Source organism: Chryseobacterium paludis, from assembly GCF_025403485.1.
Classification (GTDB): domain Bacteria; phylum Bacteroidota; class Bacteroidia; order Flavobacteriales; family Weeksellaceae; genus Chryseobacterium; species Chryseobacterium paludis.
Map to the genome: position 1 here is coordinate 1,060,098 of NZ_CP099966.1, position 16,003 is coordinate 1,076,100.

Below are 16,003 nucleotides of genomic sequence, written 5' to 3' on the forward strand. Positions count from 1 at the left end.
TTTAGTTCTGAACTAATTTATACTTTTGTTCAAATTTAAATTATGCATCAAAGTATAGAAGTTGATGAAAAAGTTTTTCAAGATGCTGTGAAATTTTATGGCAGCTCTTTGAATATACCACCATTAGCTTCAAAAATCTATTCCTACCTCATTTTCGATTTTGAGAAAGTAGGAATTACTTTTGACGAATTTGTAGAGGTACTCTCTGCCAGTAAAAGTTCCGTTTCCACCAGTATTTCATTGTTGCTAAACTCACAGCTTATTATAGATCTTAATAAGATGGATGAGAGGAAAAGGTATTTTTTTATTAATGATGAACATATGAAGATAAGATTTGAAAAAATAGTACAAAGATTACAAGACGAATTAAAATTATTAAATGATTTAAACAACTTAAGAAAAGTAAAAGATGAAGACTACAATGAAAAACTTACAATTTATAAGGCGCTATTAAACAAAAATATTTCAAATATTCAGGAATCTATTAATAAACTATAAAATGACAAATAAACTAATTATACTTTCTGTTGCAGCTATTTCTTTGACGGCCTGCAAAAAAGAAGCTCCGAAACAGGATGGTGCCAAGCCTTATCCTGTAATTTCGGTTGAACAAAAAAATATCATTGGATATCAAACGTTCCCTGCGAGTATACAAGGTAGAGTAAACAATGATGTAAGAGCTAAAATTCAGGGATATATTACACAGCTTTTAGTTGATGAAGGACAATACGTAACGAAAGGACAGCCTTTATTCCGTTTGGAAACAAATATATTAACTGAAAATGCAGCTGCAGCAAAAGCAGGAATTGGCGCTGCCGAATCTACAATTGCAGCGGCACAGGCTTCAGTAAATGCAGCTCAGGTAGAAGTAAATAAGCTAAAACCTTTGGTTGCGAAGAATATCATCAGTAACGTTCAATTACAAACAGCACAAGCTAATTTAGCACAAGCTCAGGCGCAATTACAGCAGGCTATTGCTTCAAAACGTCAGGCAAGTGCTAATTATAAAGGAGTAGAAGCGAATATCGAATATTCTATTATCCGTGCCCCTATTTCAGGAGTTATCGGAAAGCTGCCTTTGAAAGTAGGTAGTTTGGTAGGTCCGACAGATCAGACTCCGCTAACAACGATTTCTGATACTTCTCAGGTTTTCGCTTACTTCTCAATGAATGAGAAGGAATATTTTGACTTTCTGGAGAAATCTGTAGGTGCAACTATGCCGGAAAAAATCAAAAATCTTCCCATGGTTGATTTACAGTTGGCTAATGGAAGTCTTTATCCTGAAAAAGGAAAGATCGAGGCCATTACCGGGCAAATTGATCCAACTACAGGAACTATTCAGTTCAGAGTGGCATTTTCAAATGCTCAAAAATTACTAAGTAATGGAAATAGTGGAACAATTAGATTACCTAAAGCTTACGATAATGTTTTGGTAGTTCCTGAAAGTGCTACCTATGAACAACAGGGAATTGTTTACGTTTATAAAGTAGAAAAAGACACTGCTAAGAATGTAGTTGTCAGTGTAATTGACAGAATTGATAACATGGCGTTATTAAAATCAGGAATAAATAAAGGAGAAGTAGTAGTTGCAGCAGGTATCGGTGGATTGAAATCAGGAACTGCTGTAAAACCAAAACCTGTAAAAATGGATAGCCTGGTTCAATCTATAAAACCGAAATTCTAATGATAAAAAACTTTATTAACAGACCGGTTTTATCCACTGTTATATCAATATTAATTGTTATACTCGGTGTTTTAGGCCTTATTTCATTGCCTGTCACCCAATATCCGGATATTGCACCTCCTACAGTAAGTGTTACAGCGAACTATACGGGAGCCAATGCGGAGACTGTAATGAAAAGTGTAGTAGTTCCTTTGGAAGAACAGATCAACGGGGTAGAAGGAATGGATTATATTACTTCTTCAGCTGGTAACGATGGTTCTGCAAATATCCAGGTTTTCTTCAAACAAGGAGTTGATCCGGATATTGCAGCGGTAAACGTACAGAACCGTGTAACAAGAGCAACACCATTGCTTCCGAGTGAGGTAACGCGTTCAGGGGTTGTTACTCAGAAACAGCAGACCAGTGCCTTGATGTATATGTCCTTCTATTCTGAAAATAAGGATCTTGATGATGTATACCTTCAAAATTTCCTGAATATTAATATTATTCCTAATATTAAAAGGATTAATGGTGTAGGGGATGCCACTGTTTTTGGTGGGAAAAACTATTCTATGAGAGTGTGGTTGGATCCTGCAAAAATGGCAGCGTACGGAGTAACACCGGATGACGTTACAGGAGCTATTAATGAACAAAGTAGAGAAGCAGCAGCTGGGTCCATCGGACAAAACAGCGGTAGCTCTTTTGAGTACATCATTAAATATGTTGGTAAATTCAACGAAAAATCTCAATATGACAACATCATTATCAAGTCTCTAGGAGACGGACAGAATTTGATGCTTAAGGATGTTGCAAAAGTTGAATTAGCCGGGCAATCTTATACAGGAATTGGGGAAAACGGAAACAGTCCCTCTATTAGTATGGGATTCTTTCAGACACCGGGTTCTAATGCTCAGGAGATCATTAAAAATATTAAAATCTATTTAAAATCAGCTGAAGGAACTTTTCCTAAAGGGATAAAATATACCTTTAACTTTGATACCAATGAATTCTTAGATGCGTCTATTGAAAAGGTTGTTCATACCTTAATTGAAGCGTTTATTCTGGTATTCATTGTGGTATATATTTTCTTACAGGATTTCAGATCCACTTTGATTCCGGCCATTGCAGTTCCGGTATCTATTGTAGGAGCATTTTTCTTCCTGAATTTATTTGGATATTCATTAAACCTTTTAACCTTATTTGCACTAGTACTAGCAATTGGTATTGTGGTGGATGACGCGATTGTCGTCGTCGAGGCCGTTCATGCCAAGATGGAACATGGTATTTCTGATGCTAAAAAGGCAACTGTAGAAGCAATGGATGAGATTACAGGAGCTATTATTTCAATTACATTGGTAATGGCATCCGTATTTATTCCGGTAACCTTTATTACAGGTCCTACAGGGGTATTCTACCAGCAGTTTGGTATTACGCTTATTGTTGCGATTATCATTTCTGCTGTTAATGCATTAACGTTAAGTCCGGTTTTATGCTCATTATTCCTGAAACCTCACTCTGAACATCATAAAGAATACAAGGAACTGAATTTCCTTCAGAAGTTTTTCTATAAATTCAATATTGCTTTCAGAACAACTACTGAACGTTACGGAAGAGGATTCGTTTTCTTGTTAAGACATAAGTGGGTTACTCTGATCATTTTTGCTGTTACAGGAGGAATCTTATTCTGGGCAAGCTCAACAATGAAAAAGGGTTTTGTACCTACCGAAGACCGTGGAATTATCTTTACCGATGTACAGCTGCCTCCGGGAGCTTCTATGGAAAGAACATATAACGCATTGAAAACACTACAGGCCAGTGCAATGAAAATTCCGGGAGTGCAGAATGTCACTATTTCAACAGGTAGAGGATTTTTATCAGGAAACGGAAGTAACAATGGTCTTGCATTCATCAAATTGAAACCTTTCGATGAAAGGAAAAAAGATAATCTGACTTCTGAAGATATCACGAAAAAGTTATTTGGAATTTCTGGAAATGTACCGGATGCTAAAATCGTATTCTTCCAACCACCAAGTGTACCTGGTTTTGGTAACAGTGCTGGGTTTGAGATGGTATTACTTGATAAGTCGGGTGGTGAATATGCAGCTCTTGATGATAAGACCAATGAATTCATTGGTAAGCTTGTAGAAAGACCCGAAATCGAATTTGCACAAACCTCTTTTAATACAAAATATCCGCAGTATCAAATGGAAATTAATGTTCCATTGTCTAAGCAATTAGGAGTTTCTGTAAGTGATATCCTAAGTACAATGCAAGGGTATATCGGAGGGATTTATACGGCTGACTTTACGAAATACGGGAAACAGTTTAGAGTAATGGTTCAGGCACTTCCTGAGAACAGAAAAAATATAGATAATCTTAATGAACTATATGTAAAAACAGGTTCAGGAGTAATGTCGCCAATTTCACAGTTTGTAACGTTAAAAAAGGCATACGGGCCACAATCTGTTAGCCGTTATAACTTGTTTACATCCGTGAAAATCACTGGTGGTAACTCTCAGGGATTCAGTTCAGGGGATGCTATTACTGCAGTACAGCAAGTAGCAAAAGAAACCCTGAATCAGAATTATGATGTAGAATTTACTGGATTAACGAGAGAGGAATTGAACTCAGGATCTCAAACATTACTAATTTTCGGATTAAGTTTGATCTTCGTTTACTTTATCCTTTCTGCTCAGTACGAAAGTTATATTCTTCCATTAATTGTTGTGATCTCACTTCCTTTAGGGGTAATGGGGGCTTACTTTGGACAAAAGATCATGGGCTTGGAAAATAATATTTATTTCCAGATCGCCTTGATCATGTTGGTTGGATTGCTGGCGAAGAATGCCATCTTGATTGTCGAATTTGCTGTTCAGAGAAGACACCATGGTGAAACCATTGTAATGTCTGCGATCAATGCTGCGAAAGCGAGATTAAGACCAATTTTGATGACCTCTTTTGCTTTCATCTTTGGATTATTGCCACTGGTATTAGCAAGTGGTATCGGAGCGGTAGGTAACAGATCTATTGCAACCGGTGCAGCAATCGGGTTATTGATAGGAACAGTATTAGGACTTATTGTGATTCCTGTGTTGTATGTGATTTTCGAAACACTGCAAGAAAAGATCAAGCCTATTAAAAGAGAAGACATCAATTTAGCAGAATAAAATATAGATTAGAAAGGTTAGAGGTTAGATATTAGTCTAAAATCTTAAATCTAGCTTCTAACCTCTAATTTCTAACTTCCAATTTTTAAAAATGAAAAGTTTATTAAACATCATAAAAGGAATAACTTTTTCAGCTTTCGTACTGGCTGCCATCTCATCTTGTATGGCAAGAAAAGACTATGAAAGACCGAAAAATGTTGTGGACGAAAAGCTTTTCCGTACGGATATGCTTCCTAAAGACAGTGCATCTATCGCAGATATTTCATGGAAAGAAATTTTCACAGATCCAATATTGCAGGGACATATTTCAAAAGCTTTAGAAAATAATTTAGATATTAGAATTGCTTTGCAAAGTATTGCATCTGCAGAAGCTTATTTAAAGCAGAGTAAAGCAGCATATCAACCCACTGTTTCAGTTGGACCTAACTACACATTTCAGACCCAGTCTATTAATACACAGTTTGGTCAGATCATTGGAGAAAGAAGGTATGTCAACCAATTTGATATTACAGCAAGTATTGGCTGGGAAGCTGATATCTGGGGTAAATTGAAAGCACAGGAAAAAGCTCAGCTAGCAAGTTATTTAGGAACTGTTGCTGCCCATAAAGCAGTAAAGAGCAGTCTCGTAGCATCTGTGGCATCTGCATATTACCAATTGCTGACTTTTGATTCACAAAAGAAAATTATTCAGGAAACGATTGACGTTCGTGAAAAAAATCTGGAAACAACAAAAGCTTTAAAAGAGTCAGGAACGGTAACTGAAGTTGCAGTTCAGCAAAGTGAGGCACTTGTTTTTAATGCCCAATCATTACTGATTGATATTGATACACAAATTCAGTCATTGGAAAATACAATGAGCTTATTAATGGGAGAGCCTTCTCATGCAATCGAAAGATCGACTTTAGAAAACCAAAGCCTTCCAAATGATATAAAATTAGGATACCCGGCTCAATTATTAGCCAACCGACCTGATGTTATGAAAGCAGAGTACAACCTGATGAATGCTTTTGAACTGACAAATTCAGCAAAAGCACAGTTTTATCCTACTTTAAAACTAACAGGAACAGGGGGAGTTCAATCAGTAGATATTGATCACTTATTTAGTGTCAATTCATTGTTTGCTAACGTTGTTACAGGACTGGCACAGCCGATCTTAAACAGAAGAACGATCAAAACCAATTACGACGTTAGTTTAGCGAATCAGGAAACAGCTTATTTAAACTTTAGAAAAACAGTTCTTACAGCAGGGAAAGAAGTTTCTGATGCAATCCGTGTTTATTCCGTTCAGGATTCTTTCATTGATTTGAAAAGAAAAGAACTGAATGCTTATAAGAAATCAGTTGACTTCTCTCAGGAATTGGTTAACTATGGTATGGCCAACTATCTTGAAGTGTTGAATGCGAGTGTGAATTCATTAAACGCTGAATTGAATATTTCAAATGCTCAATATAACAAAATGAAAGCTAGTGTTGACTTATATCAGGCTCTTGGAGGAGGCTGGAAATAATAAAACGATGAGTCAGAATAAAAGACGTATGCAGAATTGCATGCGTCTTTTTTATTTCATAGATAGAATAATTAATCAATATTATACAATTTAATTTGCATATATGTAGTTAACTACGTAGTTTTGTACATTAAAGAAAAAGTGATGACATTAGAAATTCAACCCATCGGCAATACATATTCTGAGCAGGTCATAGATTTGATTCTGAATATTCAGCAAAAAGAATTTAATATTCCCATTACCATTGAAGACCAACCGGATCTTCTAAAGATAGAAAGCTTTTACAGAGAAAGAGGGGGGAACTTTTGGGGAGCCTTCATAGATGGAGAGCTTGTGGGAACTATAGCTTTAGTTAAATTTGACGACAATGCCGGAGCCATCAGAAAAATGTTCGTTAAGAAAGAATTCAGAGGCAAAGAACATCAGATTGCACAGAAATTACTGGATATTTTGATCTCTTATTGTCTTGAAAATAAGATCGATAAGATCATGCTGGGTACTGTTTCAGTATTGAATGCTGCAATGCGTTTTTATGAGCGTAACCAATTTACAGTAATAGCTAAAGAAGATCTTCCAGCTAAATTTCCTCTGATGAATGCAGATAATATTTTTTATATACGTAATCTAAATGAAGTCTAATGAATGTTATTAACGAATCAGGTATTCTTGCTATATCCACGAGATTACAAAGGCTTAGTGAGCAGTTGCGGAAGGATGGGGCTTTAATTTATAAAGCTTTCGGTATTGACTTTGAACCTAAGTGGTTTCCAGTCATCTTTACATTGCATCATAAAAAATTACTCAGTGTTGTAGAAATAGCAAATGAGATAGGATATACTCACCCGTCCACTATTAGCTTATTGAAAGAGCTTGAAAAACAAAAAATGATCATCTCAAAAAAAGATAAACATGATGAACGGAAACGAATGATTGAACTTGCTCCTAAAGGTCTTGAACTTATAGAGAAAATGAAACCTGTATGGGAGTTGATTTCAACGGTATTGGCGGAGATAGCAGATAACGAAAATCATTTGTTGAAAGCAATTGATGAAGCTGAGGAAAAAATTGCCAATCAATCATTCTTACAGCGCACATTGCAACTTAAAAATAACAAATAGTATTACAAGATTGTAAGAATTAAAATCTGATTATTTTGAATCTATTGTAAACCCCGTTTATTCTGGGTTTGTTTGTTATTTCATGGTAATTTTCGATTTTGTCTTTCAATTTTTGTTTTTATTTATATTTTAACCTGAAGAGAGTATAAAATTAATGTGTTGATACTGCATCAGTTGAAAAAAAACTTAAAATTTTATTAAAATAATTACGACATAGGGTATAGTATTTGCAAGTAACAAAAACGCAAATGCAAACTATGCTTTAAGACGCATCAATATTGAAGTTTTCTTTACAATTGATTTTAATAAAAGCAGCACACCACATCATTTTTTTATATATTATTTAAGATAAATCTCTAGTTTTCACTAGAGATTTTTTGTTTTAAAATAACACGGTAAAATATGATGGTTCTAAAATATTTCCAATTTGAATTATTTATCGTATAAAAATTCACAAAATTTGTAACTATTATCCAGTTAATTGCTAATCTTGTTAAATAAAATCTAACAAACTATTTGTATATGTGCTATAAATACTTACTTTTGTACCGCTTCAGAAATTAGAAGTGAAAAACATTGGGGAATTAGCTCATCTGGCTAGAGCGTTAGACTGGCAGTCTAAAGGTGACGGGTTCGATCCCCGTATTCTCCACATATATTGGTAAAACTTATTAAACTATGAAGAAACTTTTTTTTCTTTTGTTAGCGACTTTTGCACTAATAGGATGTAGTTCAGATGATGATACGATCTATGACTACATTGGAACCTGGTCCGGAACTTATGACGGGAGTGACAAAGGAATTTGGAACATCGTGGTAGGGAGTGACGGAACTGTAAATGGAACAATGCATTCTGATACGAATAATGAGAACTACAAAATTAGTGGTCACCTTAACGATTCAGGAGAATTAAATGCTTCAGTAGGTTTACCAGCAGATGGTGATTTCAGAGGGAATTTAGGAACTGATAAAAAAGGAAGCGGAAGCTGGACAAATGAAGTTCCAACTCCTACAAGATCTGGATCATGGTCTGGAGGAAAAGATAAGCAGGAATAATATGGCATTATAATATTGAAAAAGGCTACCCAATTGGTAGCCTTTTTTATTTTAATTTTTTATAGTCATTTTTAAACAAATCCCATATTTACGATTTCCCCGATATTCTTTAAAACAATAAAATAAAGAATAAGATCATCATCAGAAAAATGCTTTTCAAATTTTATACTTTCAGATTGTTGTTTCAGAGAGATGATTTCTTCAAACTTTTCGATCGAATATAAATCAAAATCCATTTTTAAAGTAACAATAATAACTTCATCAGCTTCAAATCTTTTATTTATTTGAAGGTTATTTTCCCATAGGTCAAATGAAATTGAAGCAATTGCTTCTAAATTAGGAAGTTTTCCAAATTGAAACTTCCTGAGCAAGTCTTTTCCTTCCTGTAAAGAAATACCGTTTTTTACACTACGCTTTCCTCTTCCCGATACAATATCCAAATCTTTTATTTCCGTCATCAGCTTAGCAAAGCTCTGATAGAGTAGAGGATCTTCCCCTGCCTTAATGAAAGAATCAAGTGCCTGGCGAATTGTTTTTCCCACTTTAGAACAATGCCCAAACTCAGAACTGTTTTGTCTTACTTTTTCATACGAAGGACTCTTTTTGAAAGCGTTCTTATTAAAACCACTTTTTTTCCGAACAATATTTTTTCCGTTCAGTGTATAAAAGACAAGATCTCCAACAGATCCTGTTATTTTTATTAAGCTCTCATATGTGGCCATTTTCCAAAATTTGATTCAAATATAATGATAATTAATTAAATACAATATTTTAACATATATTTATGATATAGTTGTAGTATAGAATATATATAATTAAAATATAAAATGTATATTTGTCAATAATTACGTACATAGGTAAAAATCAGACAGATATGACAGCAGGATTATTTATTGAAAAAAAGGGAATAAAGCAGTTAGCTGCTTTGCTGATTGCAACTTCGTTAGTGATTTCATGTGGAAGCAGTAAAAATGTTTCCTCAAAAAAGAATACAACAAAAACGGTTGCAAAATCTGAGAACTTAAGAAAATTAGATTCTAATTTTAGTGGAAAAGTCCCAAGTTCTATCAATAGTATTTTGAAAGATGCCGAAAAATATATTGGAACACCCTATAAGTTTGGTGGTAATACTTCATCAGGATTTGATTGTTCCGGTTTTACAGTGAAAGTATTTGAAGAAAATGACCAGAAATTACCAAGAAGATCTTCTGATCAGGCTGATGCCGGTAAAAAAATTGATATCAGTGAAGTGAAGCCTGGTGATCTGTTATTTTTTGCTACAGCAGGAGGTAGCAGAGTGTCACATGTTGGTATTGTCCATGATATCGGAAGTGATGGTGAGATCAAATTTATCCATGCCTCAACTTCAAAAGGGGTAATGATATCTTCGTTAAATGAAAAGTACTGGAACAAAGCTTATCTACACGCGCAGAGAGTTCTGTGAAAAAAAGCTGTATTAAAAAGTAAATGATTTAAGTAAGATAGATGAAAAACAAAACGTTTGCTTTTATTAAAACAGATAAAAGACTGATTAAGCTTTTCTTTAACGATATTATCATGATAAAAGGCCTTGGAAATTACGTTGAGATTTTCACTACCTATGATAAGAAATACATTTATTATAAAACACTTAAAGATTTAATTGAAAGTTTGCCAGATGAATTTATGCGTATTCATAATTCATATATAGTGAATCTGACAAACATAGAATCTTTCGAAAACAACCAAATCATTTCTAAAGATCTAAAAATTGCTGTTGCAAAAAGTTACAGGGATTGTTTGGTGAAAGCTTTAGACAAAATGATGTTATAAATCAATCCACATCCATATATTATCTAATAGAATAATATTTTCCACCAACTGAATAATAATATTTCATTGTATTTCCATTCATTTTAGTTTTGTGAAAAATTAAAAGATAATGAATAAGAAAAAAGCTTTACAATACATCTGTGAAAACGATATTAGTGGAATAAAAGCAGGTTTAGAACGTGAAACATTTTTAGACATCTGGATGGTGGTTGTAAATGGTAGAATTTTTGCCCGCTCCTGGGGATTTGCAGAAAATAGTTGGTACAACAGCTTCTTAAAAGATTCCCGTGGACAAATAAAATGTGGAGATATCATATTGAATATTAATGCACATATTCCCGATGATTTTGTGGACATTACTCCTTCTATTAATCAGGTCTATTTAACAAAGTATAGTACAAAGCAATATGCAAAACCAATAACTGAAGGAAAGCATGTTGAAAAAACAATGGAATTTATTGTTTGTGAATAGAGAAATTAAGTACCGGATCCTGATTATATTAAATGACTAATATTGTTAATTTCTTAATATTTGTCATTTTTTCAAACTTGTATACTACGACAAACTTTTGTACTTTTATCGCCTGAAATGACGTACCTACAGGGTCGTTACTTATATTCGAAAAAATAATTTAAATTAGAAGCATGTCGTTACAACAAACTATTGAAAACATCTGGGATAATAGAGATTTATTACAAAATGAAGAGAGCAAGAAGACCATAAGAGAGGTTATAGCTTTATTAGATTCCGGAGAACTTCGTGTTGCTGAGCCTACAGATAATGGATGGCAGGTTAATGAATGGGTGAAAAAAGCTGTAGTAATGTATTTTCCAATTCAGAAAATGGAAACTATAGAAGTAGGTCCTTTTGAATTTCATGACAAAATGCCTTTAAAGAGAAATTACGCTGAAAAAGGAGTGCGGGTTGTACCTCATGCTGTTGCCAGAGAAGGTGCATTTATTGCTTCCGGAGTAATTTTAATGCCATCATATGTAAACATCGGAGCTTATATAGATTCAGGAACAATGGTAGATACCTGGGCGACTGTAGGAAGTTGTGCACAGATTGGTAAAAATGTTCACTTAAGTGGTGGTGTTGGTATCGGTGGTGTTTTAGAACCTTTACAGGCTGCACCTGTAATTATTGAAGACGATTGTTTCATTGGTTCAAGATGTATCGTGGTAGAAGGAGTTCACGTAGAAAAAGAAGCGGTATTAGGAGCTAATGTAGTATTAACAGCTTCTACTAAAATTATAGATGTAACCGGAGATCAACCTATCGAAATCAAAGGAAGAGTGCCTGCACGTTCAGTAGTAATCCCAGGAAGTTATACAAAGCAGTATCCTGCTGGAGAATATCAGGTTCCATGTGCACTGATTATTGGTACAAGAAAGGAATCTACAGATAAGAAGACTTCTCTTAACGATGCTTTAAGGGAGAACAACGTAGCTGTTTAAGCCTTAACTTACCTAATACGCACAATTTTGAAAGAAAAAGTTTTAAAATTCATATTAAACCCTAAATATATATTTGGGGTTTATCTTATTATATCAGTGGTTACTGCAATTTCCAAATATTTAAGAGGAGATTATGCGATCAATAATTATCTGATTTTTAAAAATGTATTCTTTAATACCATTAATCAGAAGAATTTATTTATTCATTATCCTGACCTCTATTTTGATCTAAATCATTATGGAGTTTTTTTTAGCCTCCTGATTGCTCCATTTGCAGGAATGCCCGATTGGCTTGGAATTTCTCTCTGGAATCTGATTAATACTTTTGTGTTTGTATTTGCAATTTATAAATTACCATTTTCAGATTCTAAAAAAGCAATCTTCGGATTGTTATGCCTTCAGGAATATATTACAGCCGCTTTAAGTTTACAGTTTAATGTAGCTCTAACCGGTCTTTTAATATTGTCAGCGGTCTATATTTATGAACGAAAAGAAGTGCAGTCAGCTACGGCAATATTAATTGGTGTTTTTGTGAAAATATATGGTATCGTTGGATTAACCCAGTTTTTCTTTATTAAAAATAAAACAAAATTTATTCTTTCAGGATTGGTAATTGCAGCACTATTCTTTGTCATTCCTATGATCTATTCCAGCCCGCAGTTTGTAATACAAAGCTATGCCGACTGGTTCCATTCTATTGTAGAAAAAAACAATGAAAATCAGGTATTGGGAAATATGCAGGATATTTCATTAATGGGTTTTGTTAGAAGGATTCTTGGAGATGCTTCAATTTCTAATCTTGTGTTTTTAGCTTTTGGCTTACCCCTATTTGCTTTACCTTATATTAGAATTAAACAATATAAACATTATGCCTTTCAGTTGATGATTTTAGCTTCTACTTTACTGTTTTTGGTATTGTTCAGTTCCAGTTCAGAATCTCCAACTTATATTATTGCTGTAGTGGGTGTAATGATCTGGTTTTTCCTTCAGAAAGAGAGAACACCTCTTATTACAGGACTATTGATTTTCGTGATTATTTTCACTTGTTTTTCAACTTCTGATCTATTTCCGAAATCGGTTAAAAATGATTACATCATCAAATATTCATTAAAAGCTGTACCTTGTATCGTAGTTTGGTTGAGAGTTGTTTATGAGCTTTTAACTAAAGATTTTGAAAAAAATTACAGCCTGAATTGATCATATGAAAAAAATTTCTATTGTAATTCCTGCCTATAATGAAGAGGGAAATGTGGCTATGATCCATCAAAAGATCAAAGAGGTTTTTTCTGGACTAAGCAACTATGATTTTGAAATTATATTTGTAAATGATGGCAGCAGAGACGCTACACAACAAAAACTTGAAGAATTATCCCAACAATATGATGAAGTAAAATTTATTGAATTTTCAAGGAATTTTGGACATCAGCCAGCCGTAAAAGCAGGAATGGACCTTGCCCATGGAAATGCAGTAATTTCTATGGACGGAGACCTTCAGCATCCACCAGAATTGATTACTAAAATGATCGAAAAATGGGAAGAAGGATATGATGTCGTATTAACGGTGAGAACCTATCCTAAGGAAATTTCTTTCTTTAAAAGAAAAACGTCCGATTTTTTCTATAAATTATTATCCAGCCTATCAGATGTAAATCTTACTAAAGGAGGTGGATCTGATTTTAGATTATTAGATGCCAGTGCTGTGGAAGTGATGAGACAGTTCAATGAAGATGATTTGTTTTTAAGAGGCTTAACAAGCTGGATGGGATTTAAGCAAACAGCAATTGATTTTACAGCAAACGAAAGGGTTGCAGGTGAGAGTAGTTACAATCTGAAAAAGATGGTCACCTTTGCATTTACTGGTATAACGGCTTTCAGTGTAAAACCTCTATATATAGCAGCTTATTTAGGCTTTTTATTCTCCGCAATCTCAGTATTGGGGTATGGGATTTATGTTATTCATTCTTTTGTCACCCATACTGAAATCTCTGGTTGGGCATCCCTGATTATGACGATTGTATTCTTTGGTGGCTTACAATTAATTATCCTTGGAATCATAGGGATTTATTTAGGGAAGATCTTTAAACAGGTCAAAGAAAGACCTAATTATATTATTAAAAATAAAAATTTATAAATGGTTTTATTGAGTTTTGATATTGAAGAATTTGATATGCCATTAGAATATAAAGGAGAAATTCCTTTTGAAAGGCAGATTTCGATTTCACAAACAGGATTGGAAAGAATTCTTGATCTTCTTAAAAAGCATCAGGTAAAAGCTACTTTTTTTTCTACAGTAGTTTTTGCGGAAAATAGTAAACATTTAATTGAAAGATTATTGCAGGAAGGGCATGAGTTAGCTTCTCACACCTGGTTTCATTCTGAATTTGAAGAAAAGCATTTAAAGGAATCCAGAGAAAAGTTAGAAGAATTATTTTCAACAAAAGTTACCGGGCTTAGAATGCCTAGAATGATGCCTGTCAATGAAACTTCCGTTGAGCGCGCAGGATATTCTTATAATTCTTCCATTAATCCAACTTTTTTACCGGGTAGATACAATAATTTAAAAGTATCAAGAACCTATTTTAAAGAAGGTAATGTCACTCAGATCCCAGCATCTGTTTCACCCAATTTCAGAATCCCTTTGTTCTGGTTGAGCTTTCATAATTTTCCATTGTCGATCTATAAAAAAATAGCTTCAGATAGCCTGAAAAAAGATAATTACCTTAATATATACTTTCACCCCTGGGAATTTGCAGAAATTAAAGATGAAGCATTTAAACTTCCTGGGTTTACGGTGAAAAATTCCGGAAAGGATATGGTGGAGAGATTTGATCAATTTATTGGCTGGCTTAAGGATAAAAAGTATAGCTTTGGAACGTTCCAGGAATTTCAAAAAAAGATAGAATCATGAAGATTGCTTTTGATGCAAAACGTTTTTTCCATAATACATCAGGATTGGGGAATTACTCGAGAGATCTTGTAAGAATTCTTTCTCAATATTTTCCTGATAACGAATATCTTTTAATCAATAAAAATAGATCCGACCGAGGAGCAGATATTCTGCAGAATACGAATGTTCATTTTGTTGAAACTTCAAAAGGGAATATGTCGCGCCAGTTTAAAATGGGCAAAGAAGCTCAAAAAGCTAATGCCGATATTTTTCATGGTTTATCAGGGGAATTACCTTTAAAATGGGACAAAAAACCAATACAAAAAATCGTAACGATCCATGATCTTATTTTTGTAAGATATCCTCAATATTACTCGTTTTTTGATCGTAAAATTCATTTGTGGAAATTTAAAAAAGCGGCTCAGAATGCTGATAAAATAATTGCTATTTCCGAGCAGACGAAATCTGATATTGTTCAGTATTTAAAAGTCCCGGAACATAAAATAAAAGTAATCTACCAGGGATGTCATAAGGCTTTTAAAGAACAGCAATCCGAAGGACTGATTCAGATCACAAAAGAAAAATTTAAGCTTCCTGAAAGGTTTATTTTAAATGTGGGTACGATTGAAGAGCGGAAAAACCTTTTAAATATTGTGAAGGCAGTCAGTGGAACCGGAATTCCCTTGGTTGTGGTTGGAAGAAAAACGGGTTATTATAAAAAAGTAGAAGCTTTCATTAAAAAAAACAAGCTGGAAGAGCAGGTTCATTTCTTAGAAGGAGTTTCTATGGATGAATTAGCCGTTATTTATAAACTTGCAGATATTTTTATTTACCCAAGTTTGTTTGAGGGATTTGGAATTCCCATTATTGAAGCGCTTTTTTCAAAAACAGTCACCATAACGAGTAACACAAGCAGTCTGCCTGAAGCAGGTGGAAAAGATTCTGTATACATCAATCCGGAAAATCACTTGGATATTCAATCCAAAATACAATTTCTGTGGGACAATGAGTCTGAAAGAAAACGTCGTGCTGATAAGGGTTTTGAGTTTGTTCAGAAGTTTAATGATGAGCCTATTGCCAACGAACTGATGAATTTATATCTGGAAATTATTTAAAAAAAACTTTGATATTTAAAAATAAGTCCTACATTTGTATCACAATTTTCAACAAATGAAACCGAATTTTTTAACACTACATCATTATTATCATCATCTCTGCTAAGACGGAATTGATTGATAATAACATGTGTTAAAATCAAAAATAATTAAAAACCGTCTGAGTAACAGACGGTTTTTTTGTTTCTAAATTCTTCGCGGAAATTTTTCAAAAATACTT

General features: G+C 33.9%; 16 protein-coding genes and 1 tRNA gene. 16 read left to right on the plus strand and 1 reads right to left on the minus strand.

What is annotated here, in order from left to right; genetic code table 11:
• The first annotated feature begins 42 nt into the window (after positions 1–42).
• The 8 genes from NG806_RS04435 to NG806_RS04470 all read left to right on the plus strand — a co-directional run bounded on the left by NG806_RS04435 (position 43) and on the right by NG806_RS04470 (position 8,511).
• Positions 43–498, plus strand: a complete 456-nt coding sequence (locus NG806_RS04435; RefSeq protein WP_214825294.1) for a transcriptional regulator — start codon at positions 43–45, stop codon at positions 496–498.
• A gap of 1 nt (position 499) precedes the next feature.
• Complete coding sequence (locus tag NG806_RS04440) at positions 500–1,684, plus strand: efflux RND transporter periplasmic adaptor subunit (protein WP_214825292.1); 1,185 nt, start codon at positions 500–502, stop codon at positions 1,682–1,684.
• A complete protein-coding gene (locus tag NG806_RS04445) occupies positions 1,684–4,830 on the plus strand; it encodes an efflux RND transporter permease subunit (RefSeq protein WP_214825290.1) in 3,147 nt (1,048 codons plus the stop codon). The genes NG806_RS04440 and NG806_RS04445 overlap by 1 nt, the downstream gene beginning before the upstream one ends.
• A gap of 91 nt (positions 4,831–4,921) precedes the next feature.
• Complete coding sequence (locus NG806_RS04450; RefSeq protein ID WP_214825288.1) at positions 4,922–6,337, plus strand: efflux transporter outer membrane subunit; 1,416 nt, start codon at positions 4,922–4,924, stop codon at positions 6,335–6,337.
• Positions 6,338–6,481: 144 nt separating this feature from the next.
• Positions 6,482–6,976 carry a GNAT family N-acetyltransferase gene (locus NG806_RS04455; RefSeq protein WP_261512110.1) on the plus strand — a complete coding sequence of 165 codons (495 nt, stop codon included), beginning with the start codon at positions 6,482–6,484 and terminating at the stop codon, positions 6,974–6,976.
• A complete protein-coding gene (locus NG806_RS04460) occupies positions 6,976–7,455 on the plus strand; it encodes a MarR family winged helix-turn-helix transcriptional regulator (RefSeq protein WP_214825283.1) in 480 nt (159 codons plus the stop codon). Before NG806_RS04455 ends, NG806_RS04460 begins: the two co-directional genes overlap by 1 nt.
• Before the next feature lie 578 nt (positions 7,456–8,033).
• Positions 8,034–8,107: transfer RNA gene (locus NG806_RS04465), tRNA-Ala, on the plus strand.
• Between the two features lie 26 nt (positions 8,108–8,133).
• A complete protein-coding gene (locus NG806_RS04470; RefSeq protein ID WP_214825281.1) occupies positions 8,134–8,511 on the plus strand; it encodes a membrane lipoprotein lipid attachment site-containing protein in 378 nt (125 codons plus the stop codon).
• A 71-nt stretch (positions 8,512–8,582) separates the two neighbouring features.
• Here NG806_RS04470 and NG806_RS04475 read toward each other — a convergent pair whose 3' ends face one another.
• The gene (locus tag NG806_RS04475; protein WP_261512111.1) at positions 8,583–9,233 is read right to left on the minus strand and encodes a hypothetical protein; all 651 of its coding nucleotides are present in this window, start codon (positions 9,231–9,233) and stop codon (positions 8,583–8,585) included.
• A 152-nt stretch (positions 9,234–9,385) separates the two neighbouring features.
• Here NG806_RS04475 and NG806_RS04480 point away from each other — a divergent pair, with 152 nt between their 5' ends.
• From NG806_RS04480 to NG806_RS04515, 8 genes are all read left to right on the plus strand, one after another.
• Positions 9,386–9,955 carry a C40 family peptidase gene (locus NG806_RS04480; protein WP_214825275.1) on the plus strand — a complete coding sequence of 190 codons (570 nt, stop codon included), beginning with the start codon at positions 9,386–9,388 and terminating at the stop codon, positions 9,953–9,955.
• 41 nt (positions 9,956–9,996) lie between these two features.
• On the plus strand, positions 9,997–10,323 hold the full coding sequence (locus tag NG806_RS04485) for a LytR/AlgR family response regulator transcription factor (RefSeq protein WP_214825272.1): 327 nt from the start codon (positions 9,997–9,999) through the stop codon (positions 10,321–10,323).
• Positions 10,324–10,432: 109 nt separating this feature from the next.
• Positions 10,433–10,795 (plus strand): DUF2255 family protein, encoded by a 363-nt coding sequence (locus NG806_RS04490; RefSeq protein WP_261512112.1) that lies wholly within the window; start codon positions 10,433–10,435, stop codon positions 10,793–10,795.
• A gap of 173 nt (positions 10,796–10,968) precedes the next feature.
• Positions 10,969–11,781, plus strand: coding sequence for a 2,3,4,5-tetrahydropyridine-2,6-dicarboxylate N-succinyltransferase (locus tag NG806_RS04495; protein ID WP_261512113.1), 813 nt, complete (start codon positions 10,969–10,971; stop codon positions 11,779–11,781).
• A 27-nt stretch (positions 11,782–11,808) separates the two neighbouring features.
• Entirely contained in the window at positions 11,809–12,978 is a 1,170-nt protein-coding gene (locus NG806_RS04500; RefSeq protein ID WP_214825265.1) for a glycosyltransferase family 87 protein, read from the plus strand.
• 4 nt (positions 12,979–12,982) lie between these two features.
• The gene (locus NG806_RS04505; protein ID WP_214825263.1) at positions 12,983–13,912 is read left to right on the plus strand and encodes a glycosyltransferase family 2 protein; all 930 of its coding nucleotides are present in this window, start codon (positions 12,983–12,985) and stop codon (positions 13,910–13,912) included.
• On the plus strand, positions 13,913–14,689 hold the full coding sequence (locus NG806_RS04510; protein ID WP_261512114.1) for a polysaccharide deacetylase family protein: 777 nt from the start codon (positions 13,913–13,915) through the stop codon (positions 14,687–14,689).
• Positions 14,686–15,783, plus strand: a complete 1,098-nt coding sequence (locus NG806_RS04515; protein ID WP_261512115.1) for a glycosyltransferase family 4 protein — start codon at positions 14,686–14,688, stop codon at positions 15,781–15,783. The genes NG806_RS04510 and NG806_RS04515 overlap by 4 nt, the downstream gene beginning before the upstream one ends.
• Positions 15,784–16,003 lie beyond the last annotated feature (220 nt).